Genomic DNA, 22,605 nt, shown 5'->3' on the forward strand with positions numbered 1-22,605 from the left:
CCACCGGCGGTACGCGGTGCGGAGCAGGATGATCGCCGCAGACGGCGTTACAATTCACCCCTGCCCACGCGGCACGGACCGCCGACCACCGGCCGGACCGTGACACGAGGGCCCCTCAACCACATCACCCGGCGCGGTAACCCTCGCTGCGCTGAACGAACACGCCGTGCCCGCTCTTCGCCTCCGGAAGGTCATTCGTGACAGAACCCCGCCAGCCCGGCGCCGACGTTCGCTCGCTCACCGACACCCTGATCGCCCACGCACAGAGCGCCGGTGGCCAGCTCACGTCGGCTCAGCTCGCGCGCACCGTCGAGTCCGCCGAGGTGACTCCGGCCCAGGCCAAGAAAATCCTGCGGGCGCTCTCCGAGGCGGGAGTGACCGTCGTGGTGGACGGCTCGGCGAGCACCCGTCGCCGCGTCGCCGCGGCCCGCTCGACCACGCCAGCGTCCCGGGCCACCACAGCCAAGACCACCAAGAAGGCCGCCGCGCCGGCCCCGAAGCAGGCGCCCGCCGCCGACGACGCCCCGTCGACCTCGGCCCCGCGCAAGGTGGCCGCTCGCAAGGCGACCGGCACCGACGCGACGCCAGCGAAGGCGACCCGGTCGACCCGAGCCACGAAGGCGACGGTGGCCGCGGCTGCCGGAGCCAAGCCGACCAAGGCCGTCGGCAAGGCCAAGGGCGAGGGCGCCGACGGCGAGATCGACCCGGAGGAGCTGGCCGCCGCGATCGAGGACGTGGTGGTCGAGGAGCCGGCCGAGCTGGCCCAGGCCGCCGAGACCGACGCCGCCGCCTCGGCGACCGACAACGACTTCGAGTGGGACGACGAGGAGTCCGAGGCCCTCAAGCAGGCGCGACGTGACGCCGAGCTGACCGCCTCCGCCGACTCCGTGCGGGCGTACCTGAAGCAGATCGGCAAGGTCCCGCTGCTCAACGCCGAGCAGGAGGTGGAGCTGGCCAAGCGGATCGAGGCCGGGCTCTACGCCGCCGAGCGGCTGCGGGCTGCCGACGAGGGCGAGGAGAAACTCGTCCGCGACATGGTCCGTGACCTGGGCTGGATCTCCCGGGACGGCGAGCGGGCCAAGAACCACCTCCTGGAGGCGAACCTCCGACTGGTGGTGTCGCTGGCCAAGCGCTACACCGGCCGTGGCATGGCCTTCCTCGACCTGATCCAGGAGGGCAACCTCGGCCTGATCCGGGCCGTGGAGAAGTTCGACTACACCAAGGGCTACAAGTTCTCCACGTACGCCACCTGGTGGATCCGGCAGGCCATCACCCGCGCCATGGCCGACCAGGCCCGCACCATCCGCATCCCGGTGCACATGGTCGAGGTCATCAACAAGCTCGGCCGCATACAGCGTGAGCTGCTCCAGGATCTGGGCCGCGAGCCCACTCCGGAGGAGCTGGCCAAGGAGATGGACATCACACCCGAGAAGGTGCTGGAGATCCAGCAGTACGCTCGGGAGCCGATCTCACTGGACCAGACCATCGGCGACGAGGGCGACAGCCAGCTCGGTGACTTCATCGAGGATTCCGAGGCCGTGGTCGCGGTTGACGCGGTGTCGTTCTCGCTCCTGCAGGACCAGCTCCAGCAGGTGCTACAGACGCTCTCCGAGCGTGAGGCGGGTGTGGTACGCCTGCGCTTCGGCCTGACCGACGGCCAGCCGCGCACGCTCGACGAGATCGGCCAGGTCTACGGGGTGACCCGGGAACGGATCCGGCAGATCGAGTCCAAGACGATGTCCAAGCTGCGTCACCCGTCCCGGTCGCAGGTCCTCCGGGATTACCTGGACTGACCGGGTTTCGTCAACCGAACGTGTCGTTTTGACCACCTGGTGTGCAACACCAGATGGTGATCGTCCGGATGCACGAATGTGATCGTTGACGTGGCACCCTGGGTGCACGGCACACTGTCCCTTCCAGGTGTGACCTCGGTCCCCCGCGGGCACACAGGGAAGGCAGTGCCTAGTAAGGGTGTTGCACGATAGGTGAGCAACGACCGAAGAGATTGTTCATCGGTGACGACCAGAGGAGGAAGGCGATGACCCCGACCCTCACGCCGCCGCCCGAGACGGTGGCGCCCCCAGCCGCCGATGAACGGTGCGACCGCTGCAATGCTGCCGGGAAGCTCCGGATCACTCTGGCGGGTGGGAGCGAGTTGGTGTTCTGCGGGCACCACGCGAACAAGTACGCGGAGGATCTCGTGAAGATCACCGAGCGGTTCGCAACGGAGCCCGATTTCAGCTGGCGTGGCGCCGATCTGATGGCGAACTAAATCCGCAAACCGACATAGCCGGCCGGAGACACCCCGAGGGTGCTTCCGGCCGGCTTTTTCGGTCCGAACCGCCGCGCGCCCCCGTGATCCACTCGGTTTCACGGAAGTCGCGCTTTCCACCTCGCGCGTAGACCGCGTTTTCCAGAAGCCGAGTTGATCAAGCAGCGGGCACGGACACCGGCGGGCCTAGAGGGTCTGCACCGTGGCGATGCGTTCCTCAAGCTGCTCGATGGTGGCCTGGGCGCTCGGCGGGCCGCCGCAGAGCCGGCGTAGCTCGGCATGGATCTTGCCGTGCGGCTGTCCGGTGCGGTGGTGTCGGGCGGCCACCAAGGCGTTCAGTTGGCGCCGGAGCGCCACGCGACGCTGGGCGGCGCTCATGGGTGCCGGTGGCGCTGCGGTGGGCGCAGCGGCCGACTGAGAGGCCCCGTCGGCCGTACGACGGCGTTGGGCGGCGAGCTGTGCGGCCTGCCGCTTGGTCAGCAGCAGCGAAACCTGGTCGGCGGTGAGCAGGCCGGGCAGGCCGAGGTATTCCTCTTCCTCGGGGGTGCCGGCCTGGGCCGCGGTGCCGAACGACGCACCGTCGAAGATCACCTGGTCCAGCTCGGCGGTGGCCGAAAGCGCCGCGAAACGCTTCTCCAACTCCCCGCTGGCCTGGTCGTCGCGCTGCGCGCGTTCCAGCAGGTCGTCGTCGAAACCGTCGGCTTCCTTGGGTTTACCGAGGACGTGGTCGCGCTCGGTCTCCATCTCGCTGGCCAACCCGAGCAGGTGCGGCACGCTGGGCAGGAAGACCGACGCGGTCTCCCCCGGCCGACGGGCCCGCACGAACCGGCCGATCGCCTGGGCGAAGTAGAGCGGCGTGCTGGCGCTGGTCGCGTAGACCCCGACCGCCAGTCGCGGGATGTCGACCCCCTCGGACACCATCCGCACCGCGACCAGCCAGCGCTGGTCGGACGCCGCGAACGTCGCGATCCGGGCGGACGCGCCCTGGTCGTCGGAGAGCACCACGGCGGCCTTCTCGCCGGTCACCTGCTCGATCAGCTTGGCGTACGAGCGGGCGGTCTGCTGGTCGGTGGCGATGATCAGACCACCGGCGTCGGCCATGCCCGCGTTGCGCAGGACGGTGAGTCGGGCGTCGGCGGCCCGCAGCACCTGGGGCATCCAGTCGCCGGCCGGGTCCAGGGCGGTACGCCACGCCTGCGCCACCAGGTCCTGGGTCATCGGCTCACCCAGGCGGGCCGCCAGTTCCTCCCCCGCGTTGGTACGCCAGCGGGTCTCCCCGGAGTACGCCAGGAAGAGCACCGGCCGGACCACCCCGTCGCGCAGGGCGTCGGAGTAGCCGTACACCGAGTCGGCGCGGGAGCGCAGCAGCCCGTCCCCGCCCCGCTCGTAGCTGACGAACGGGATCGGGTTGTCGTCGGAGCGGAACGGCGTCCCGGTGAGCATCAGCCGGCGTACGGCGGGTTCGAAGGCGGCCTTCACCCCGTCGCCCCAGGACCGGGAGTCGCCGGCGTGGTGGATCTCGTCGAGGATGACCAGTGTGCGTCGGGTCATGGTGCGTCGCCGGTGCACCTGCGGCGCCATCCCCACCTGCGCATAGGTGACGACTGCGCCGTGGAAGTCGGCGGCGGAGTGCAGGTCGGCGTTGCGGAAGGCGGCGTCGAGCTGAATGCCCACCCGGGCCGCGGCCTCGGACCACTGGTTCTTCAGGTGCTCGGTCGGCGCGACCACGGTGACCGCCTCGATGGTGCCGTCGCCGAGCAGCTCCGCCGCGATCCGCAGGGCGAAGGTGGTCTTGCCGGCGCCCGGCGTGGCGACCGCTGTGAAGTCCTCGCTACGCCGCCGCAGGTACTCCACCAGGGCTTTGCGCTGCCAGGCGCGTAATGCCGGGAACGTCTCTAGCACCGGCGTCCGGGCTGCCACGCGAAGCTCCTCTCCGACCGCACGATGGCGGACCCCGGGCGAGGGCCACGAGTATCCGCCGCCCATGAAAACGCCTCCGCGCAGAAGCTGCCGCGAAGGCCGACTCAGCATAACCAGCGAGGCCCGCAGGGCCCAGGCGACGCCACGCTGGTCACATCTGTCGACCGCCTCACCACTGCCGGTCGATGCGTGGATCCGCCCCATCGGCACGCGGGGGGCGCAACCCGGCCACCGGCGCGGACCAGCGTCGACGCAGCGCGATCAGGCGCAGCCCGAAGACCAGGACGGCGGCGGCGGTGAGCGGTACGGGCCCGGTCTGCCCGGTGGCGTACAGCAGCACCACCAGGACCGAACCGGCCAGCGCGGCCAGCGCGTAGATCTCCCGGCGCAGTACGACCGGGATCTCGGCGGTGAGCAGGTCACGGCCGAGCCCACCACCGATCGCGGTGAGCATGCCGATCAGGCAGGCCCCGACCGCCGGCACCCGGGCGTCGAGCGCCTTGAGCGTGCCGGTGACGGTGAACAGTGCCAGACCGGCCGCGTCCAGCACCAGCACGGTGGTGCGCAGTCGGGCCAGTTGGGGGTGCAGCCAGAAGACGGCGAGCGCGGTGATCGCGGCGGTGGCCGCGTACCGCCAGTCGGCGAAGGCCAGTGGCGGCACCTCGTCGATGACGAGATCCCGGAGGATCCCACCGCCGAGGGCGGCCACGAAGCCGACGAACGCGACGCCGAACAGGTCCAGTCGCTTGGCCACCGCCGCCGAAGCGCCGGACGCGGCGAACACCGCCACCCCGGTCAGGTCGGCGATGAGCAGGGCGGTGGAGGTGGTCACCGCCGCAGGCTACGTCGCCGGCCGGAGCGCCGGCCGAGGTTCACTCGCGGTACGAGTCGTAGATCTCCTTGCACTTGGGGCAGACCGGCGAACCCGGCTTGGCCGCCTTGGTGACCGGGAAGGTCTCCCCGCAGAGAGCGACGACGAAAGTGCCCATGACGGCGCTCTCGGCGATCTTCTCCTTGCGGACGTAGTGGAACATCTCGGGACCGGTATCGGCGTCCTTCAGCTCTGGACGCTCGAGAACCTCTGTGCTCACGTCTGCACCTCCGACCGTCAAGTTTGGCAGGTCATCACGGCCGGGTCCACTTGAGCCCGGTCGAGGCCCCACCCCGTACGGTGCCCGTGTGACTGACTTTCACATCAGCTACGGCACCGAGGTCGCCGAAGCCCTGCGCGGCGGCCGGCCCGTCGTCGCCCTGGAGAGCACCATCGTCTCGCACGGTCTGCCCCGACCGGAGAATCTGCGGGTGGCCCGGGAGATCGAGCGGACGGTTCGGGACGCCGGGGCCGTTCCGGCGACGATCGGCATGATCGCGGGCGAGCTGGTGGTCGGCCTGGACGACGCTCAGCTGACCCGGCTGGCCACGGTCGACGGCGTGACCAAGCTCTCCGTCCGCGACCTCGCGGTGGCCGCCGCGACCGGCGCGGACGGCGCGACCACGGTGGCCGCGACCAGCGCGGTGGCCGCCGCCGCCGGTATCGGCGTGTTCGCCACCGGCGGGCTGGGTGGGGTGCACCGGGAGGCCGCGCACACCTTCGACGAGTCGGCGGACCTGGTCACCCTGGCGCAGACTCCGATCGCGGTGGTCTGCGCCGGGGTCAAGTCGATCCTCGACGTGGGCGCGACGCTGGAGCGCCTGGAGACCCTCGGGGTAGCGGTGGTCGGTTACCGCACCCGCCGGTTCCCCGGTTTCTACCTCACCGACGCCGGCTTCGACCTGGACTGGTCGGTGGACTCGCCGGAGCAGGTCGCCGCCGTGCTCGCCGCCCGGGACGAGCACGCCGTGCACACCGGCGGGCTGCTCATCGCCAACCCGTTGCCGGTCGATGAGCAGCTCGACCCGGAGCTGCACGACCGGACGCTCACCGAGGGTCTGGCCCTGCTGGAGCGGGACGGGATCACCGGAAAGGCCGTCACGCCGTACCTGCTCGCGCACTTCCACTCGGCCACCGAGGGCGCGAGCCTGGCGGTGAACGTGCGGATCATCCTGCGCAACGCCGAGCTGGCCGCGCGGATCGCGGTCGCCGCGGCGTCCGGCGGCACCGCCGTCCCGGCATGACCCGACCGGCCCGGATGGTCGTCGTCGGGGACGTGATCACCGATGTGGTCGCCGTCCTGTCCGGGCCGCTCGCGGCCGGTTCGGACACGCGGGCCGAGATCAGTCTCGGCGGCGGCGGGCAGGCGGCCAACACCGCCGCCTGGGTCGCCGCGCAGCGGGTGGACGTCACGCTCGTCGGCGCCGTCGGTGACGACGACGCCGGGCGGGACCGGGTGGCCGAGCTCGACCGGGCGGGCGTCGACTGCGCGATCGAGCGGGTCGAGGGCGTCCCCACCGGCACGGTCATCGTGTTGGCCGCCGACGACGAGCGCACCATGGTCAGCCAGCGGGGCGCGAACCTGCGGTTGAGCGCCGCGCACGTCGATCGGGCCCTCGCAGCGGCGCCCGACGCTGGGCATCTGCACCTGTCCGCGTACACCCTGTTGGACGCCGAGTCGCGCGGCGCGGGGCTGCGGGCGTTGGCCGCCGCCCGCGAGCGCGGGCTCACCATCAGCGTCGACGCGGCCTCCGCGGCGCCGTTGCGGCGGGTCGGCGCGGCGGCGTTCCTGAGTTGGGTACGCGACATCGACCTGCTTCTGGTCAACGCGGACGAGGCCACGGTGCTGGCCGGTGGGCTGGACCCGGCGGCGCAGGGGCGGGCGCTGTCGGCGACGGCTCGCCGGGTCGTGGTGAAGCGCGGCGCGGCCGGCGCGGTCTGGGTCGACCGCACCACGCCGGTCTGCGTGGCTCCGGCCCGCCGGGTGGCGGTGGTGGACGTCACGGGCGCGGGCGACGCCTTCGCGGCCGGCCTGCTCACCGCGTGGCTGGCGGGTGCCACCCCGAGCGCGGCACTGAGTCGCGCCACCGACCTGGGCGCGCTGGCCGTCTCCACGGCCGGCGCACGGCCACAGTCGTAGCGCTGCCCTGACTGCTCGAACCCTGGCCCGCTCGCGGGTCAGGGTTCGACGTCGATGACCTTGTGCGGGCGCTCCTCGGCGGTGAGGCTCATCGGCGGGGTGTCGTCCTGTTGGCGGGGGTGGAACCTGTTGGCCAGCCGGTGCTCTTCCTTTGGCGGCCGGTCATTGGCCAGCAGCACGGCCAGCCAGGGGATGAGCACCATGCCGAGGCCGCACAGCGGCAGCCAGAGCCAGAGCAGTGGGGCGTTCGCACCGACCAGGATCGCGCCGACGATGATGCACAGCACCCGGATGCCCATCATCAGGACATAGCGGCGCTGGCGACTGTTGAGCTGATCGTCCTGGCTGCGCGAGGCGTCGGTGATCAGAATCGGCTGGTACGCCTGACGCTTCACCATGGACCTCCTCGAGGGGGTTACGCCTCATCCTGTCACCGCAGGTCCGTGATCAGCGAACTTCGAGTCATCCCGTCGCGTGTTACGTGCGTGGTACGCTCCGCCACGTGGGCAGCAGGTTCAGCTTCACTGACGAGGCGTTGGCCAACCTGAGGGTCTACGACGTCACACCCGGGGAAGTCTGGGAGGCGCTGCACAGCGCCCGACGGGTCATCCGCCACCTGGGTGACGACGTGATGGTGGTCTACGCCGCCGCCCGCCGGGGCCGCCGACTGGCCGTGCTGCTCGCCGAAGCCGACGGCACCGACAACGACTGGGACATCCTCTCCGCCCGCGAACTGAGCGACGTCGAGTCCAAGCGCTACGACGAGGCCGTACGGAGAGACCGCCGATGAGGGGGGCCGTGACGATGCACCGTAACGACGCGACCAAGCAGTTTCACAGCGGCGACGACCGGATCGCCGACCTGATCGACGAGAGCCCGGCGGTGGACCTGCCCACCCCCGACACGGACGTGCCGATGGTGAGCCGCTCGGTGCGGCTGCCACTGGACACCTACGAGCGGGTCCGCGCCGCCGCCGACGCCCGGGGCATCGGGGTCACCACGCTGATGCGCCAGTGGATCGAAGCCGGCCTGGCCGACCTGGACGACTCGGCGACCGTCTCGCTGGCCGACGTCCGGCGCGCGCTGGCCTCGCTGGCACATCCCACCGCCGCCTGAGCGGCAGCCGGTCGGTCAGCTGCCGGTGGCCTTCGTCTTGGAGGCCGCCTTCATCTGCTGCTTGAACTCCCGCACCCGGCGCAGTGAATCGGCGTCGGTGACGTCGGCCACCGACCGGTACGCGCCCGGGTCGCCGTAGTCCCCGGCCGCCTTCCGCCAGTCCTGCGGCGTCACCCCGAACCGCTTGCCGAGCAGAGCCACGAAGATCTGCGCCTTCTGCTTGCCGAAGCCAGGCAGCGCGGCGACCCGGCGCAGCAGCTCCGGTCCGTCCGCGACCTCGGCCCAGAGCAACGCCGCGTCACCGTCGTAGCGCTCCACCAGCACCTGGCAGACCTCCTGCACCCGAGCCGCCATCGCCTTCGGGAACCGGTGCAGTGCGGGCGGCTGGGCGAAGAGGGCGAGCAGGGCCTCCGGGTCGTACCCGGCCAGCTCCGCCGCGTCCAGGTCGTGGCCGAGCCGCTGCGCCAGCACGTACGGCGAGGAGAACGCCTTCTCCATCGGAATTTGTTGGTCCAGTGTCATGCCGATGAGCAGCGCCAGCGGGCTGCGCTCCAGCAGCCGGTTGGCCTCCGGGTCGATGGGCAGTACGAGCGTCATGCCGACCATCCTGCCCGGCGCACCGATCCGGGCGGACACCGACGCTCCGACATCTACCGGCGGGTGACGCTCCCCCGGGACGCGACGGGGGGCAGGATGTCGGGGTGGACGAACACGACATGCTGCTCTCCCCCGCCGGCGTCGACGCGCTGCGGACCGCGCTGACCCGGACCGGCTTCACCAGCCACGGCATCGCCGAGCGGCTCGGCGCGCAGGCGACCGCCGCGGTCGCCCGTAACGACTACCGGGCCGCGCTGCGCGCCACCGAGGACGGCGACTCGTTGGGCACCCTGATCCGGGTGTTCATCTGCGACCAGGCCGAGCCGGAGGCGGCGGTGGCCGCCGCGCTGGCACCGCTGAGCCTGGATGAGGCGCTCGCCGGTGGGCTGGTGGAGCGGTACGGCCCCGGCCTGCGGGCCGGCGTGGACCTGGAGCCGTACGGGGACGACTGGTGGGTGCTGGCCGACGTGCCGTCCAGTGCCCGCCCGGGTCGCCCGCTGCACGCCGAGCACGTCCTCGGCATCGGCGGGGCGACCCACACCCTGATCGGCGCGACCATGCGCCGGCCGGTCGACACCGCACTGGACCTGGGCACCGGCTCCGGCGTCCAGGCCCTGCACCTGGCCACCCACGCCCGGTCGGTGACCGCCACCGATCTCTCCGAGCGGGCGCTGCGCTTCGCCGCGACCACCGCCGCCCTGAACGGTCAGGACTGGGAGCTGCTCCGCGGCGACCTGGTCGCCCCGGTGGCCGGTCGGCGGTTCGACCTGGTGGTGAGCAACCCGCCGTTCGTGGTCGGCCCGGGCACCACCACGCACGTCTACCGCGACTCCGGCCGGGTCGGTGACGCCATCGGAGCCGAACTGGCCGCCGCCGCCCCGGGTCTGCTCACCGAGGGCGGCACCATGCAGTACCTGGCGAACTGGGTGCACGTCGCCGGCGAGGAGTGGGACGAGCGGGTGGCCGGCTGGTTCGCCGGGACCGGCCTGGACGCCTGGGTGATCCAGCGTGAGGTGGCCGACCCGATGGCGTACGTCGACCTGTGGCTCACTGACGTCGGCGAGACCGCCGACGCCCAGCGGATGGCGGCCTGGCTGGACTGGTTCGACGCGCACAAGGTGGAGGGCATCGGTTTCGGCATCGTGTCGCTGCGCCGGGGCGGACACACCGACCCGGTGGTCCGGGTGGAGGACCTGCGCCAGCGGGTGCAGCCACCGCTGGGCGACCAGGTCGCCGCCTGGTTCGACCGCCAGGACTTTCTCCGGGTACGCGACACCGAGGCGTTACTCGCCGAGCGCTACCGGGCCGCCGAGGGCCTCCAGCTGCGGCAGGAGGCCACCATGGGCGACGAGGGTTGGGGGGTGGACCGGCAGGTCCTCGCGATGCCGAACGGCCTGCGCTGGACCGAGGAGATCGACCCGCTGGTGCTGGCGCTGGTCGGTGGCGCCGACGGCCGACTTCCGCTACGTGACCAGCTCGCCCTGCTCGCCGCCGCGCACGACGTCGAGCCCGACGAGATGGCCGAGGCCGCCGGCCCGATCGTGGCGCACCTGGTGGAGCGGGGCTTCATCGAGCCGGTGAGCGCCTGATGCGTGCGGTGGTGCAGACCGTCGGGCAGGCCAGTGTGACGGTGGACGGCGAGGTCGTCGGTGCGATCGAGAACGGCCTGCTGGTGCTGCTCGGGGTGACCCACACCGACACCGAGCAGACCGCTCAGACGATGGCCCGCAAGGTGCACGAGGTGCGCATCCTGGACGGTGAACGGTCCGCCGCCGACACCGGGGCACCGATCCTGGTGGTGAGCCAGTTCACCCTCTACGGCGACGTCCGCAGGGGCCGTCGGCCGAGCTGGACCGCCGCCGCCCCCGCCGAGGTGGCCGAGCCGCTGGTCACGGCGGTCGTCGACGCGTTACGCCAGCGCGGCGCCAAGGTAGAGACCGGCCGATTCCGCGCCCACATGTTGGTCGAGAGCACCAACGTCGGCCCCCAAACCCTCCTCCTGGACCTCTGACCAACAGTGGTGATCAAGAGGTTTGCGTCAGGATCTGGGCTCGGCATGACGCAAACCTCTTGATCACCGAGGTGGGCGTGAGCGTGGGAACGGGGTTAGGAGAAGAGGCCTCGGCGGGTTAGGGCCTGGCGGAGCCAGTTGTCGAGCTCGGCGGTCCAGTCGGTGCGGTCGGCGGTGGCGTGGTCGACAGTGAACCGGCCAAAGGCGTCCCGGCCCTCGGTGAAGACACCGCCGCGCTTGTCGACCTCCAGAACCACCTGCATCTGCTGCGCGTCGGCGATGAAGGTGACCTCCAACTGGTTGATCGAGCGGGCGTACTGCGGCGCCGGGTGGAACTCGATCTCCTGGTAGAACGGCAGCGTCTGGCGTACGCCGTAGACGTGGCCACGCTCCACATCGGCGCGGGCGAACCGGAAGCCCAGCCGCAGCAACGCGTCCAGCAGTCGCTCCTGCGCCGGCAGCGGGTGCACCGACACGGCGTCCAGGTCACCCTTGTCGACCGCGCGGGCCACCTCCAGCTCGGTACGCAGACCCATCGTCATCCCGTGCAGGTGCTGCCCGTACAGCTCGGTGACCGGTGTCTCCCATGGCACGTCGAAGCGGAACGGAAGGTCGTACCGCTGCCCCGGCTCCAGCCGGAACGCGCCGGTGACCTGCTGGCGGTGGAACTCCTGAGTGGTGTCGTAGTCGTTGTCGCCACTCTCGACCTCGACCCGGGTGACCAGGCCGAGGGTGACGTGGTCGATGTCGACCTGGTGGTCGCCGCCCATCACCTGGATGCGGCCCTCCAACTGGCCGCCCGGCCGGCAGTTCGGGTTGGCCAGCACCGTCTCCACCGACGGACCGCCCACGCCCATCGCCTTCATGAGCCGCTTGAAGACCACACCGTCCTCCATCTGTCGTCCTCGGCCGACCAGAGGTGGCCGGCCGTCCGCAACGTAGCCGGGCCGGGCAACCACACAGCGGGACGACACACCGCGCCAGCGATCCGACCCGATTCCTGTCGGGTGCCCGATCGCCTCACTCCCGTTTTACGCCCTGCCCGCCAAGCTGTTGTCACACCGGCACCACTGGGCCGGCAACGCGGCACAGACGTGGAAACGGGGAGAGACAGAGATGGTCCTGCAGATGACGGAACACCGGACGCGCCCGGCCACCACGACCGACACTGACGGGGCCTCCGAGTCCCTCGTCGACCTGGACGCCACCGACGAGCGCGGCATCTCCACCGACCTGGTCCGGGCCTACCTCAACGGGATCGGCCGGACGAAGCTGCTGACCGCCGCGCAGGAGGTCGACCTGGCCCGGCGCATCGAGGCCGGCCTGTTCGCCGACGAGAAGTTGGCCACCTGCACCCCGGTCTCCGCGGAGCTGCGAGCCGACCTTGAGCTGATCGTCGCGGAGGGTCGGGCGGCCAAGGACCACCTGTTGGAGGCGAACCTCCGGTTGGTGGTCAGCATCGCCAAGCGCTACACCGGCCGTGGCATGGCGTTTCTCGACCTGATCCAGGAGGGCAACCTCGGCCTGATCCGGGCGGTGGAGAAGTTCGACTACGCCAAGGGTTACAAGTTCTCCACGTACGCCACCTGGTGGATCCGGCAGGCCATCACCCGCGCCATGGCCGACCAGGCCCGCACCATCCGCATCCCGGTGCACATGGTCGAGCAGGTCAACCGGATGGTCCGGGCCCGCCGCGAACTGGCGGTGACGCTGGGCCGCGAACCGACCGTCGCCGAGGTCGCCCGCGCACTTGAGATCCCCGAGATCCAGGTCATCGAGCTGATTTCCTACGACCGGGAGCCGGTCAGCCTGGACCAGGCTGTCGGCGACGACGGTGAGAGCGCGCTCGGCGATTTCGTGGCCTCGGTGGACCCGCGCGCCGAGCCGGGTGACACCGCCGCACAGGGCGAGCTGCGCAACGAGGTCAGCATCGTGCTCTCCACCCTGTCCCAGCGGGAGCAGGCCGTCATCCGCCTCCGGTTCGGCCTGGACGACGGCCGCCAGCGCACTCTGGACGAGGTTGGCCGGGAGTTCGGCCTGTCCCGGGAGCGGATCCGGCAGATCGAGAAGGTGACGCTGCTGAAGCTGCGCGCACCGGAGCGGGCCCAGCGCCTGGAGGCGTACGCCTGCTGACGCACCCGGTTCCCACGGAAGGCCCCGGCGGTTCGCTGGGGCCTTCCGTGCTGTCGGGGTGCTTGACGGTGGCTTCAGGCTGCGATAAAACCAACTGGTTATTTAACCAGGAGGTTATTAGCGATGGATGCGGAGTTGTTGGACACGACCTTCGCGGCGCTCGCCCACCCGACCCGGCGGGCCATCCTCGCCCGGCTCGCGCTGAGCGAGGCGACCGTGACGGAGTTGGCGGAGCCCTTCGAGATGAGCCAGCCGGCCATCTCCAAGCACCTCAGGGTGCTGGAACGCGCTGGCCTCGTCAGCCGGGGGCGGGACGCCCAGCGCCGACCGTGCCGCTTGGAGGCCCAACCGCTACGGGACGCGGTGGCCTGGCTCGCCGACTACCGCGACTACTGGGCGGAGAGCTACCAGCGCCTCGACGCCCTGCTCGACGAACTCCAAGCAGTTGACCACACCGACGGTGAGAGTCGGCGCGCCCGGCCGGACGGGATGGTCCGTTGACCGGCATCGAGGACACGCTCGTCGTACACGCCCCGGGCGACCGGGAGGTCGTGTTGAGTCGACTGTTCGAGGCACCCGCGCAGCTGGTGTTCGCCGCCTTCACCCAACCCGAACTGCTGGTTCGGTGGTACGGCGCACGCGGCTGGCGGTTGGCCGAGTGCGACACCGACCTGCGGGTCGGCGGACGGTGGCGGTTCGTGTCCCTGGGCCCGGAGGGCGCGCGGATGGTCCAGGCTGGGGTCTACCGGCACGTCGAGCCACCGCGCCGGCTGGTCTACACCGAACTCTTCGACGATCAGTCCTATCCGGGCGAGACGCTGGTCAGCCACGAGTTCTCCGAGGTGGCCGGGCGAACAACGGTCACCACCACCCTGCTCTACGCCACCGCGGCGGGGCGGGACACCGTGCTGCGCTACTCGATGGCCCGGGGCGTCGGGCAGAGCTACCTACGGCTCGCCGAACTCCTACACCTGACAACGACGACATGAGGAGAGCAACGATGAACTGGACGCTCGAAGTGGTGATCGTGCCGGTCTCCGATGTGGACCGGGCGAAGAAGTTCTACGCCGACCAGCTCGGCTTCGCGGTGGACCACGACACGGTGATCAGCGACGAGGCACGCATCGTCCAGCTGACCCCGCCCGGATCCGGCTGCTCGATCGTGATCGGTAAGGGCGTCATCCCGGAGATGCCGCCCGGCTCACTCAAGGGCCTGCAACTGGTGGTGCCCGACCTGAAGCGGGCCCACCAGGAGCTGGTCGGACGGGGTGTGGAGGTCAGCGACATCCAGGTGGTGGGTCAAAACCCCCGGCCGGTGCCGGACCCACTGGACAATGTCGGCTTCGTCTTCTTCGCCGACCCGGACGGCAACACCTGGGGCGTCCAGCAGATCTCCAGCCGCGCCTGACCGGGCACGCTCACAGGCGGCGGGGGCCGGTGTCCGGGCGGGCGACCACGCCACCCACCCCCACCTGGGCGTGCAGGACCGAGAGGCCGTCCGGGCGGGCGAGCACCGGGTTGAGGGTCAGTGATCGCACCCGAGGCTGCTCGTCGGCGAGCTGACCCACCCGGAGCAGCAGCTCGACCAGAGCGGCCCGGTCGACCGGCGCGGCCCCCCGGTGCCCGCGCAGCAGCGGCGCCGCCCGGGGCTCGTCGACCAGCTCGGCCGCGTCCCGGTCGGTCAGCGGCACCGCCCGCCAGGCCCGGTCACCGAGCAACTCGGTGGCGACCCCGCCGAGGCCGAAGCCGACCACCGGCCCGAACGCGGGGTCCTCCACCACCTCCACCACGCAGGCCACCCCCGGCGGCACCATCGGCTGGACCAGCGCGTCCGCGCCGAAGGTCGCCGCCAGCTCGGCGTACGCGCGACGGAGGGTCGACTCGTCGGACAGGTCGAGCCGGACCGCGCCGAGGTCGAGCCGGTGCCGCAGCCCGGGGGCGGCCGCCTTGAGCGCCACCGGGAAACCCAGCCGCGCGGCCGCGTCGACCGCCGCGTCGGCCGAATCGACGGGCACCGAGGCCACCACGTCGATGCCGTACGCGGCCAGCAGCCCGCCCGGGTCGGTGGCGTCGGCCCGGAGCGCGGCCTGCGCGGCGGCCCGATCGAGGTCGGGTAACTGCGGTGCCAGCCCGGTCGGGCGGCGAAGCCACTCGGCGTACCGGTGCGCGCGGGCAAGCGCGCGGACCGCCTCCTCCACGCCGCCGTACGCCGGCACACCCGGGGGCAGCCGCCCGACCAGGAACGTCGCCACGGTCGGCTTGCCCAGCGCGAGGGCGGCCGGCAGCGCGGCGGTCACGTCGGCGTCCACCTCGGTCAGCTGCCCGGGTAGCGGCGGGGCGAAGACCACCACCAGCGCGTCCACCCGTTCGTCGGCGGCCGTTTCGGCGAGAGCTGCGGCGAACTCGGCGGCACCCGCGCTCGGCCCGACGTCGCGGGGATAACCGTCGGCCACGCTGAGGCCGTGCCCGACGCAGGCGGTCGCGGCGAGCCCGGTGAGGGCCGAGGAGTTGCCGACCACACCGACCCGTCCGCCGGCCGGCAACGGCTGGTTGGCCAGCAGCACACCCACGTCGAGCAACTCCGGCACAGTGTCCACCCGGATCACCCCGGACTGGGCGAAGAGCGCGGCCACCGCCACCTCGTCCGGCCCGGCGGCGTCACCGACCCCCGGCGGGCGGGCCGGTGAGGCGAGCGCGACGACCGGTTTGGCGCGGCCGATCCGCCGGGCCAACCGGGCGAACTTGCGGGGGTTTCCGAAGGTCTCCAGGTAGAGCATGATCACGTCGGTGCCGGGGTCGTCCTGCCAGTACTGCAGGAGGTCGTTTCCGGAGACGTCGGCCCGGTTGCCGGCCGAGACGAAGCTGGACAGCCCGAGGCCCCGCCGGTCCGCCTCGGCGAGCAGCGCCACCCCGAACGCACCGGACTGACTGAAGATGCCGACCCGACCGGCCGGCGGCAGCGCCGGGGCGAGGGTGGCGTTGAGGCGTACCGTCGGGTCGGTGTTGGCCACGCCCAGGCAGTTCGGGCCGACGACCCGCATTCCGGCGGCGTGCGCCGCGCGGACCAGGGCCCGCTGCCTGGCCGCGCCCTCCGGGCCGGCCTCGGCGAAGCCGGCCGAGATGACCACCAGGCCGTGCACCCCCGCAGCGGCGGCGTCGGCGACCACCTCGGTCGCCGCCTCCGGCGGAACCGCCACGACCGCCAGGTCCAGCGGCGCGCCCGCGTCGACCGCCGACGGGTACGCGGGGAGGCCCGCCACCGTCGACGCGCTCGGATGCACCGGCACCACCGCACCGGTGAACCCGCCGTCGCGCAGGTGCCCGAGCACCGCCGCACCGACGCCCTGGCCGGTGGCGCTCGCACCGTAGACGACGATGCCGCGCGGGGCGAGCAGCCGGGCGATCGAGCGGGCCTCGGTCCGGTGTTCCCGGCCGCGCTGCACCTCCAGGCTGGCCTCGGTGGGCGCGATGGGGAAGCTCAGGTGGACCACGCCGTCGGCGTACTCGCGCTGGACCTGGTAGCCGAAGTCGGCGAAGACCCGCAGCATCGTCCCGTTGGCCGGCAGCACCTCCGCGACGAAACTCATGATGTCGTTGCGGCGGGCCGCGTCGGCCAGGTGTTCCATCAGCACCGAGCCGATGCCCCGACCCTGGTAGGCGTCCTCCACCACGAAGGCCACCTCCGCCTCGGGCGCCTGCGGGCCGAGCCGCTCGTACCGGCCCACCGCGACGATCTGGTCGGCGGCCAGCACCACGAACGCCTCCCGGTCGTGGTGGTCCACGGTGACGAAACGGATCAGATCCCGTTCCGGGATGCGCGGGTACGGCGAGAAGTACCGCAGGTAGCGGGTGCGCTCGGAGAAACGGCTGTGCATCGCCACGATGCCCGGCGCGTCAGCCGGGTCGATCGGTCGCAACTGGACCGTGCTGCCGTCGCTGAGCAGCACGTCGACCGGCTGATCCAGGCTGGTCACCGCAACCGCCCGGCTCAGTCCCGCGGATCGTGCGGGTCGAGCCCGAGCAGCGGGAAGACCGTCTTGCGGGTGGCCGCGATCGCCCGGTCCACCGCGTTCGGCTCGCCGGTCGGCTGCCACGGCTCGTACGACGGGTCGGCGTCGTCGGTCATCCGCAGCGGCACCTCCCGGCCCAGCCGGCGTGCGGCGACCAGGTCCCGCCAGGCGGGTGGGGTGAGCGTGGCCGGGTCGATCGGGTCACCGGTGGCCACTGCCAGCAGGTGACTCCAGGCCCGGGGCACCACCTCGACGAGCGCGTACCCGCCACCACCGGTGGCCACCCACCGGCCGTCGCACAACTCGTCGGCGAGCGCCCGCAGCGCCAGGTAGGTGGCCCGCTGCCCGTCGACGGTCAGGTTCAGGTCGGCGAGCGGATCCAGTCGGTGCCCGTCGGCGCCGCACTGACTGACCAGCACCTGCGGCCGGAACGCGCGCAGCACCGACGGCACGATCGCGTGGAACGCCCGCTGCCAGCCGGTGTCGTCGACACCCGGCGGCAACGGCATGTTGACAGCGGTGCCCTGCGCGCCCGGCCCACCCGTCTCGTCCGGGAAACCCGTGCCCGGGAAGAGCGCCAGCGGGGTCTCGTGCACGCTGACCGTCAGCACGCGCGGGTCGTTCCAGAAGATGTCCTGCACTCCGTCGCCGTGGTGCACGTCGACGTCCACGTACGCGACCCGCTCGGCGCCCAGGTCGAGCAGGCGGGCGATGCCCACCGCCGGGTCGTTGTAGACGCAGAACCCGGAGGCTCGGGCGGACATCGCGTGGTGCAGCCCACCGGCCACGTTCACCGCCCGCCGGGCGTCGCCACGCCAGACCGCCTCGGCGGCGGCCACCGTCGCGCCGGCGATGAGCGCGCTGGACTCGTGCATCCCCTCGAAGACCGGGTTGTCGGAGGTGCCCAGCCCGTATCCGGCGAAGAGCGGGTCACGCGGCGCGTTGCGCACCGCGGCGAGGTAGGCCGGCTCGTGCACCCGGGTGAGCAGGGCGTCGGAGGCGGGCTCCGGCTTGACCACCCGCACCCCTGGCCGATCCAGGATGCCCAACTCGCGGGCGAGCGCGAAGGTCAGCTCCACCCGGACCGGGTCGAGTGGATGGTCACCCATGTCGTAGGCGAGCAGCGACTCGTCCCACACCACCACCGTGTCGTCGGACATGAGCCCATCGTCGCACGAGGACGGGCACCGGCCCACCGCACGCGCTGGTCAGCGGCCAGGTGTCGGCCCGGAGGCGACCGGGCGGGCCGGGTCGGCCACCCAGTTGCTCCACGATCCAACGTAGAGCGCGGCGTCCGGCCGACCGGCCAGGTGCAGCGCGAGCACCGCCTGCGCGGCGGTCACCCCCGAGCCGCAGTACGCCCCGACAGCCCGCCCCTCGGTCACCCCGACGGCGGCGAACCGCTCGCTCAACATTTCGGCGGCCAGGAAGCGGCCGTCCGGCCCGACGTACTCCCCGGCGGGCAGGTTCGCCGCACCCGGCACGTGCCCGGCGACCGGGTCGATCGGCTCGACCTCGCCCCGGTAGCGCGGCGCCGCCCGTACGTCGAGAAGCACGGCGTCGTCAGCGGCGGCCAGCGCGGCGGCCTGCCCGGCGTCGAGCACCGGGAGATCACCGGGGCGCACCACGACGTCACCGGGGGGTGGGGTGGGCGCGTCGGTGGAGACGGGCCGACCGGCGGCGACCCAGGCCGGGTAGCCGCCGTGCAGCAGGCGCACCGGACGGTGCCCCGCCCAACGCAGCGTCCACCAGGCCCGCGCGGCGGCCATGCCGTCGCCGCCGTCGTACACCACCACGGGGTGACCGGCGCGGACGCCGGCAGCCCGCAGCGCGGCCTGCAACGCGGCCGGGTCGGGCAGCGGGTGCCGACCGCCGAGGCCCGGCGCCCCACAGAGCGCGGTGTCCAGGTCGACGAAGACCGCCCCGGGCAGGTGACCGGTGAGGTAGTCGTCGCGGCCGGGCGGGCCGATGAGCCGCCAGCGGACGTCGAGCAGGGTGGGCGGATCGACCTGGTCGAGCTCGGCGACGAGCGTGTCGACCTCGACCAACGGCTCCTGGATACCGGACATGGCGACCATCCAACACCATTCGCGTAGACGGCACGCGGTTCGGCGTCGGCCGCCGACCGCGCACCGAGGTACCATCGTGCACCGGAGGGCCGCTGACCTTATGAAGTCTCACGACCTGGTCGACACGACCGAAATGTACCTGCGCACCATCCTCGAGTTGGAAGAGGAGGGGGTGCCACCGCTGCGTGCCCGCATCGCCGAGAGGCTGCAGCAGAGTGGCCCCACAGTGAGCCAGACCGTCGCCCGGATGGAGCGCGACGGCCTGCTCACCGTCGAGGGGGACCGGCACCTGACGCTCACCGCACAGGGGCGCGGCAGCGCCGTCTCGGTGATGCGCAAGCACCGCCTCGCCGAGCTGCTGTTGGTCAACGTCATCGGGATGCCCTACGAGGAGGCCCACGAGGAGGCCTGCCGCTGGGAGCACGTGATGAGCGACGCGGTGGAGAAGCGGGTGTACGACCTGCTCAACCGTCCGACCCGTTCCCCGTACGGCAACCCGATCCCGGGCCTGCAGGAGCTGGGTTCGCCGGCGGCGGAGACCACCGACGCCGCCGAGGGTGAGCGCAACCTGGCCTTCCCGGGCCTCTCCGGCCCGGTCGTGGTGCGCCGGATCTGCGAGAGCGTGCAGAAGGACGCCGACGTGCTGCGCCAACTGCACGCCGCCGGTGTCGACCCGGGCGCCACGGTGACCGTGGCCCAGGAGCGCGACGGGGTGTCGATCGACCGCTCCGGCGACCGGGTGCGCCTGCCCCGCGAGGTCGCCTCCCGGGTCTTCGTCGCCGCCAGCTGACCGGGCGTGGGCCCGGGCGTCACAGCGCCCGGGTGTCCACCTTCTTGGCCAGTACGACAAGGTCGCCGGTGAGCTTCTCCACCGCCGAACGCTCACTGCCACGGGCTGCGGTCCAGCTCACCGTGGCGAGCCGTCCGTCGCTGGCCAGCCAGCCCACCTCGGCGACCGGCCCGCGCCCGCTGGCCGCAGCGGTGGTCCGCTTGTACGCCTGCTGACCCAGCCCGGTGACCTTCGCGGCCTTGTCCGGCACCATGTCCGCGCCGAAGCTGGTCTTGTCGATCGTGGTTTCGGTCACGCTGAGCGTCAACTCCGGCAAGGTCGCACCCGCTGCCCGGACCACACAGGTGTGGGTGTCGCCCTGTTCGCTGGACGCCGCCACGTCGAAGCGCGCCTTCACCACCTGCTCGATCACTGTGAAGTCCAGCAACCGACAGGCGCCGCCCGAGGAGGCCGCCGCCACGTCCACCGCGCTCGGCACCGGTGGCGGTGCCGTCACCGGTTCCGCCTCGTCGGCACAGCCACTCACCAGCAGCCCGGCCAGCCCGGCGACCACGATCCGCCCGCGCACATTCCACCCTCTCGCCGACCGACGGCGGAAGGTACCCGCCAGTTGTCCGTCGGACACCGTACGGGGTGCCGGTGCCGCGCGAAAGCCCCCACTGACGCCTATTCCGACGGTGGGTCGTCCACGTACGGGCAGTGCCGGCAGCCGCGTCCGCAGCACGTGCCACGGCGGGCCAGAAAAGCGGCGCTCAGCACGAACAACCCGCTCGCCGGGTCGAGGTAACCGGCCTCACCGGCGGCCAACGCGACGGCGTGCGCCGCGAGGATCCGGGCCCGGTCGGGGTGCTCCGGCGGCAGCCGGCACGGGTGCGGCTCGGTGAGCGGCCGGTCGGCCAGGGGTCGTCGCTCTCCGGTCACCGCAGCAGTCTAGGGACGGTGCCGCCGCCAGGCTCATCCGTGCCGGGCCAGCACGGCGGCCACCTCGTCTCGGCCGGCACCCGCGGCGAGCAGCAGGCGCAGCAGCACCCGGGCCTTGTACGGGTCGAGCAGCCCCCCGTTGAGCAGGCCGCGTCGTTGCAGGTCGGTCTCCGAGCCGACCGCCCCGTACGTGTGCCGCAGCACCGACCCGGCCCCGGATCGGGAGGTGAGCACGACCGGCATCCGCTCGGCCAGGCCCTCGAGCACCGGGGCGAGCACGGCGGGAACGTGCCCGACACCAAACCCCGCCACCACCAGGGCGTGGTGGGTGTCGTCCAGGTCGTTCAGCAGCAGCCCGTCGTCGTCCATGCTCACCACGTACAGGGCCACCCGGGTCGTGTCGAGCCGGTCCGGGTCCACGGGCGGCAGCGGCTCGTGCCGTACCGGCCGGGTCAACACCCGCACCTCCCCCTCGATCACCTGCCCGAGCGGGCCGGTGTTGGGTGAGGCGAAGGTGCTGGTGCTGGTGCTGTGCGTCTTGCGTAGCCAGCGGGCGGCGTGCACCTCGTCGTTGACCGCGACCAGCACGCCCAGGTCACGGGCGGCCGGGGCGGCGGCCACCCGCAGCGCCGCGAGCAGATTCGCCGGCCCGTCCGCGCCCGCCAGCGTGGGGTTGCGCATCGCTCCCGTGAAGACCAGCGGGGCGGCGTGCGGCCAGACCATGTCGGCCAGGAACGCCGTCTCCTCCAGGGTGTCGGTGCCCTGGGTGACCACGACACCGGTCGCGCCGCCGGACACCGCTCGGGACGCCTCGTCGACCACGGCGAGTAGCTGCCGGCCGGTGAGGTGGGCGCTGGGCACGGCGTGGGTGTCCCGCACGTCCACGGGAACCCCCAGATCGGCCAGGCCGGGCACGGCGGCGGTGAGGTCCGCGCCGGTGAGCCGGGTGACCACACCGGGACGACCGGCGTCGATGCCGCCCATCGCGATCGTGCCGCCGAGGGTGATCAGGGCGATGAACACGGGTTTCGAGCCTCCGTTCGGCCGCTCGGTGCAGCGGCCCCCGGGACCGTACCCGCCGCAGGGGATCCGACAACATGCCCCCTGCGTCGTCGCGGTGGGCGGTCGTTTCGTCGTACGGTCCGACGACGATCGGGTTCGACATCCATCGACGCATACGGAGGGGACACGATGCGGAAGATCGTTGTGCAGATGAGCCTGTCGTTGGACGGGTTCTTCGAGGGCCCGGAGGGCGACATCGGCTGGCACCAGGTCGACGAGGAGTTGCACCAGCACTTCAACGACGTGATCGCCCCGATGGGCGGGTTCCTCAGCGGCCGGGTCAGCCACGAGTTGATGGCCGCCTACTGGCCGACCGCCGACCAGGACCCGAGCGCCAGCGGCCCGGAACGCGAGTTCGCCCGCATCTGGCGGGACATGCCGAAGATCGTCTACTCGCGCACCCTCGACCACGCCGACTGGAACGCCACCATCGTGCGCGAGGTCGACGTCGAGCAGGTCCGCAAGCTCACCGCCGAACCGGGCGGCGACCTGGCACTCGGCGGGGCTGACCTGGCCGCGACGTTCGCCCGGCACGACCTGATCGACGAGTACCGGATCTACGTCCACCCGGTGCTGGTGGGTCGGGGCCGCCGGCTCTTTCCCGACGCCGAGACTCCAGCCGCTCTGCGACTGGTGGAGAGCCGCGTCTTCGGCAACGGCGTGGTCCTGCTCCGTCACGAGCGGGCCCGGTGA

General features: G+C 72.1%; 26 protein-coding genes. 14 read left to right on the forward strand and 12 right to left on the reverse strand.

Annotated features, from left to right (window positions below):
- Positions 1-197: 197 nt before the first annotated feature.
- Both DLJ59_RS08485 and DLJ59_RS08490 read left to right on the forward strand, forming a co-directional pair.
- Positions 198-1,793, forward strand: a complete 1,596-nt coding sequence (locus tag DLJ59_RS08485) for an RNA polymerase sigma factor (RefSeq protein ID WP_124771954.1) — start codon at positions 198-200, stop codon at positions 1,791-1,793.
- Between the two features lie 245 nt (positions 1,794-2,038).
- Positions 2,039-2,272 (forward strand): DUF7455 domain-containing protein, encoded by a 234-nt coding sequence (locus DLJ59_RS08490; RefSeq protein WP_030337431.1) that lies wholly within the window; start codon positions 2,039-2,041, stop codon positions 2,270-2,272.
- 186 nt (positions 2,273-2,458) lie between these two features.
- Here the strand turns inward: DLJ59_RS08490 and DLJ59_RS08495 are convergent, their stop codons facing one another.
- From DLJ59_RS08495 to DLJ59_RS08505, 3 genes are all read right to left on the reverse strand, one after another.
- Positions 2,459-4,192, reverse strand: a complete 1,734-nt coding sequence (locus DLJ59_RS08495; protein ID WP_124771955.1) for a DEAD/DEAH box helicase — start codon at positions 4,190-4,192, stop codon at positions 2,459-2,461.
- A 169-nt stretch (positions 4,193-4,361) separates the two neighbouring features.
- Positions 4,362-5,024 carry a trimeric intracellular cation channel family protein gene (locus DLJ59_RS08500; RefSeq protein ID WP_124771956.1) on the reverse strand — a complete coding sequence of 221 codons (663 nt, stop codon included), beginning with the start codon at positions 5,022-5,024 and terminating at the stop codon, positions 4,362-4,364.
- A 40-nt stretch (positions 5,025-5,064) separates the two neighbouring features.
- On the reverse strand, positions 5,065-5,283 hold the full coding sequence (locus DLJ59_RS08505) for a DUF3039 domain-containing protein (RefSeq protein WP_007456912.1): 219 nt from the start codon (positions 5,281-5,283) through the stop codon (positions 5,065-5,067).
- Positions 5,284-5,371: 88 nt separating this feature from the next.
- Here DLJ59_RS08505 and DLJ59_RS08510 point away from each other — a divergent pair, with 88 nt between their 5' ends.
- Entirely contained in the window at positions 5,372-6,307 is a 936-nt protein-coding gene (locus DLJ59_RS08510; RefSeq protein ID WP_124771957.1) for a pseudouridine-5'-phosphate glycosidase, read from the forward strand.
- Positions 6,304-7,203 carry a carbohydrate kinase family protein gene (locus DLJ59_RS08515; RefSeq protein ID WP_124771958.1) on the forward strand — a complete coding sequence of 300 codons (900 nt, stop codon included), beginning with the start codon at positions 6,304-6,306 and terminating at the stop codon, positions 7,201-7,203. Before DLJ59_RS08510 ends, DLJ59_RS08515 begins: the two co-directional genes overlap by 4 nt.
- A 38-nt stretch (positions 7,204-7,241) precedes the next feature.
- On the opposite strand, the gene DLJ59_RS08520 is transcribed toward DLJ59_RS08515, so the two are convergent.
- Positions 7,242-7,601 (reverse strand): DUF3099 domain-containing protein, encoded by a 360-nt coding sequence (locus DLJ59_RS08520; protein WP_030337423.1) that lies wholly within the window; start codon positions 7,599-7,601, stop codon positions 7,242-7,244.
- A gap of 104 nt (positions 7,602-7,705) precedes the next feature.
- Here DLJ59_RS08520 and DLJ59_RS08525 point away from each other — a divergent pair, with 104 nt between their 5' ends.
- Together DLJ59_RS08525 and DLJ59_RS08530 are read left to right on the forward strand one after the other, a co-directional pair.
- Complete coding sequence (locus tag DLJ59_RS08525) at positions 7,706-7,993, forward strand: hypothetical protein (protein WP_124771959.1); 288 nt, start codon at positions 7,706-7,708, stop codon at positions 7,991-7,993.
- Positions 7,994-8,007: 14 nt separating this feature from the next.
- Positions 8,008-8,319: a hypothetical protein gene (locus tag DLJ59_RS08530; RefSeq protein WP_124771984.1), complete on the forward strand. Its 312-nt coding sequence runs from the start codon at positions 8,008-8,010 to the stop codon at positions 8,317-8,319.
- Between the two features lie 15 nt (positions 8,320-8,334).
- Here DLJ59_RS08530 and DLJ59_RS08535 read toward each other — a convergent pair whose 3' ends face one another.
- On the reverse strand, positions 8,335-8,925 hold the full coding sequence (locus DLJ59_RS08535) for an HhH-GPD-type base excision DNA repair protein (RefSeq protein WP_124771983.1): 591 nt from the start codon (positions 8,923-8,925) through the stop codon (positions 8,335-8,337).
- 95 nt (positions 8,926-9,020) lie between these two features.
- Here DLJ59_RS08535 and DLJ59_RS08540 point away from each other — a divergent pair, with 95 nt between their 5' ends.
- Together DLJ59_RS08540 and dtd are read left to right on the forward strand one after the other, a co-directional pair.
- On the forward strand, positions 9,021-10,505 hold the full coding sequence (locus tag DLJ59_RS08540) for a DUF7782 domain-containing protein (protein ID WP_208648598.1): 1,485 nt from the start codon (positions 9,021-9,023) through the stop codon (positions 10,503-10,505).
- Entirely contained in the window at positions 10,505-10,927 is a 423-nt protein-coding gene (dtd, locus tag DLJ59_RS08545; protein WP_124771960.1) for a D-aminoacyl-tRNA deacylase, read from the forward strand. Before DLJ59_RS08540 ends, dtd begins: the two co-directional genes overlap by 1 nt.
- Positions 10,928-11,022: 95 nt before the next feature.
- Here dtd and DLJ59_RS08550 read toward each other — a convergent pair whose 3' ends face one another.
- Entirely contained in the window at positions 11,023-11,811 is a 789-nt protein-coding gene (locus DLJ59_RS08550; RefSeq protein WP_124771985.1) for a sporulation protein, read from the reverse strand.
- Between the two features lie 232 nt (positions 11,812-12,043).
- Here DLJ59_RS08550 and sigB point away from each other — a divergent pair, with 232 nt between their 5' ends.
- The 4 genes from sigB (at position 12,044) to DLJ59_RS08570 (ending at position 14,468) form a co-directional block, all read left to right on the forward strand.
- A complete protein-coding gene (sigB, locus tag DLJ59_RS08555) occupies positions 12,044-13,060 on the forward strand; it encodes an RNA polymerase sigma factor SigB (RefSeq protein ID WP_124771961.1) in 1,017 nt (338 codons plus the stop codon).
- A gap of 84 nt (positions 13,061-13,144) precedes the next feature.
- The gene (locus DLJ59_RS08560) at positions 13,145-13,561 is read left to right on the forward strand and encodes an ArsR/SmtB family transcription factor (protein ID WP_425271403.1); all 417 of its coding nucleotides are present in this window, start codon (positions 13,145-13,147) and stop codon (positions 13,559-13,561) included.
- Positions 13,558-14,049 carry an SRPBCC domain-containing protein gene (locus tag DLJ59_RS08565; RefSeq protein ID WP_425271402.1) on the forward strand — a complete coding sequence of 164 codons (492 nt, stop codon included), beginning with the start codon at positions 13,558-13,560 and terminating at the stop codon, positions 14,047-14,049. The genes DLJ59_RS08560 and DLJ59_RS08565 overlap by 4 nt, the downstream gene beginning before the upstream one ends.
- Positions 14,050-14,060: 11 nt before the next feature.
- A complete protein-coding gene (locus DLJ59_RS08570; protein ID WP_124771963.1) occupies positions 14,061-14,468 on the forward strand; it encodes a VOC family protein in 408 nt (135 codons plus the stop codon).
- Positions 14,469-14,478: 10 nt separating this feature from the next.
- Here the strand turns inward: DLJ59_RS08570 and DLJ59_RS08575 are convergent, their stop codons facing one another.
- From DLJ59_RS08575 to DLJ59_RS08585, 3 genes are read right to left on the reverse strand one after another with little or no spacing between them, the layout of a single operon-like run.
- On the reverse strand, positions 14,479-17,034 hold the full coding sequence (locus tag DLJ59_RS08575) for a bifunctional acetate--CoA ligase family protein/GNAT family N-acetyltransferase (RefSeq protein WP_124771964.1): 2,556 nt from the start codon (positions 17,032-17,034) through the stop codon (positions 14,479-14,481).
- 14 nt (positions 17,035-17,048) lie between these two features.
- A complete protein-coding gene (locus DLJ59_RS08580; RefSeq protein ID WP_124771965.1) occupies positions 17,049-18,230 on the reverse strand; it encodes an acetoin utilization protein AcuC in 1,182 nt (393 codons plus the stop codon).
- Positions 18,231-18,278: 48 nt separating this feature from the next.
- On the reverse strand, positions 18,279-19,139 hold the full coding sequence (locus DLJ59_RS08585) for a sulfurtransferase (RefSeq protein WP_124771966.1): 861 nt from the start codon (positions 19,137-19,139) through the stop codon (positions 18,279-18,281).
- Between the two features lie 100 nt (positions 19,140-19,239).
- Between DLJ59_RS08585 and DLJ59_RS08590 the strand changes: the two genes are divergently transcribed.
- Positions 19,240-19,929 carry an iron-dependent transcriptional repressor DtxR gene (locus tag DLJ59_RS08590; protein WP_124771967.1) on the forward strand — a complete coding sequence of 230 codons (690 nt, stop codon included), beginning with the start codon at positions 19,240-19,242 and terminating at the stop codon, positions 19,927-19,929.
- A 19-nt stretch (positions 19,930-19,948) separates the two neighbouring features.
- Here the strand turns inward: DLJ59_RS08590 and DLJ59_RS08595 are convergent, their stop codons facing one another.
- The 3 genes from DLJ59_RS08595 to DLJ59_RS08605 all read right to left on the reverse strand — a co-directional run bounded on the left by DLJ59_RS08595 (position 19,949) and on the right by DLJ59_RS08605 (position 21,873).
- Positions 19,949-20,497, reverse strand: coding sequence for a hypothetical protein (locus DLJ59_RS08595; RefSeq protein WP_124771968.1), 549 nt, complete (start codon positions 20,495-20,497; stop codon positions 19,949-19,951).
- Between the two features lie 98 nt (positions 20,498-20,595).
- Positions 20,596-20,850, reverse strand: a complete 255-nt coding sequence (locus DLJ59_RS08600; protein ID WP_124771969.1) for a DUF5522 domain-containing protein — start codon at positions 20,848-20,850, stop codon at positions 20,596-20,598.
- A 33-nt stretch (positions 20,851-20,883) separates the two neighbouring features.
- Positions 20,884-21,873 carry an asparaginase gene (locus DLJ59_RS08605; protein ID WP_124771970.1) on the reverse strand — a complete coding sequence of 330 codons (990 nt, stop codon included), beginning with the start codon at positions 21,871-21,873 and terminating at the stop codon, positions 20,884-20,886.
- A gap of 168 nt (positions 21,874-22,041) precedes the next feature.
- Between DLJ59_RS08605 and DLJ59_RS08610 the strand changes: the two genes are divergently transcribed.
- Positions 22,042-22,605 carry a dihydrofolate reductase family protein gene (locus DLJ59_RS08610; protein ID WP_124771971.1) on the forward strand — a complete coding sequence of 188 codons (564 nt, stop codon included), beginning with the start codon at positions 22,042-22,044 and terminating at the stop codon, positions 22,603-22,605.

The sequence above is a fragment of the Micromonospora inaquosa genome (assembly GCF_003857055.1).
GTDB lineage: Bacteria > Actinomycetota > Actinomycetes > Mycobacteriales > Micromonosporaceae > Micromonospora > Micromonospora inaquosa.

Bases quoted from the DNA above. Each gene is read 5' to 3' on its own strand.
- DLJ59_RS08580 (WP_124771965.1), bottom strand. From the start codon at position 18,230: ATGTCCGACGACACGGTGGTGGTGTGGGACGAGTCGCTGCTCGCCTAC.
- DLJ59_RS08520 (WP_030337423.1), bottom strand. From the start codon at position 7,601: ATGGTGAAGCGTCAGGCGTACCAGCCGATTCTGATCACCGACGCCTCG.
- DLJ59_RS08490 (WP_030337431.1), top strand. From the start codon at position 2,039: ATGACCCCGACCCTCACGCCGCCGCCCGAGACGGTGGCGCCCCCAGCC.
- DLJ59_RS08535 (WP_124771983.1), bottom strand. From the start codon at position 8,925: ATGGTCGGCATGACGCTCGTACTGCCCATCGACCCGGAGGCCAACCGG.
- sigB (WP_124771961.1), top strand. From the start codon at position 12,044: ATGGTCCTGCAGATGACGGAACACCGGACGCGCCCGGCCACCACGACC.
- DLJ59_RS08585 (WP_124771966.1), bottom strand. From the start codon at position 19,139: ATGTCCGGTATCCAGGAGCCGTTGGTCGAGGTCGACACGCTCGTCGCC.
- dtd (WP_124771960.1), top strand. From the start codon at position 10,505: ATGCGTGCGGTGGTGCAGACCGTCGGGCAGGCCAGTGTGACGGTGGAC.
- DLJ59_RS08515 (WP_124771958.1), top strand. From the start codon at position 6,304: ATGACCCGACCGGCCCGGATGGTCGTCGTCGGGGACGTGATCACCGAT.
- DLJ59_RS08570 (WP_124771963.1), top strand. From the start codon at position 14,061: ATGAACTGGACGCTCGAAGTGGTGATCGTGCCGGTCTCCGATGTGGAC.
- DLJ59_RS08610 (WP_124771971.1), top strand. From the start codon at position 22,042: ATGCGGAAGATCGTTGTGCAGATGAGCCTGTCGTTGGACGGGTTCTTC.
- DLJ59_RS08530 (WP_124771984.1), top strand. From the start codon at position 8,008: ATGCACCGTAACGACGCGACCAAGCAGTTTCACAGCGGCGACGACCGG.
- DLJ59_RS08590 (WP_124771967.1), top strand. From the start codon at position 19,240: ATGAAGTCTCACGACCTGGTCGACACGACCGAAATGTACCTGCGCACC.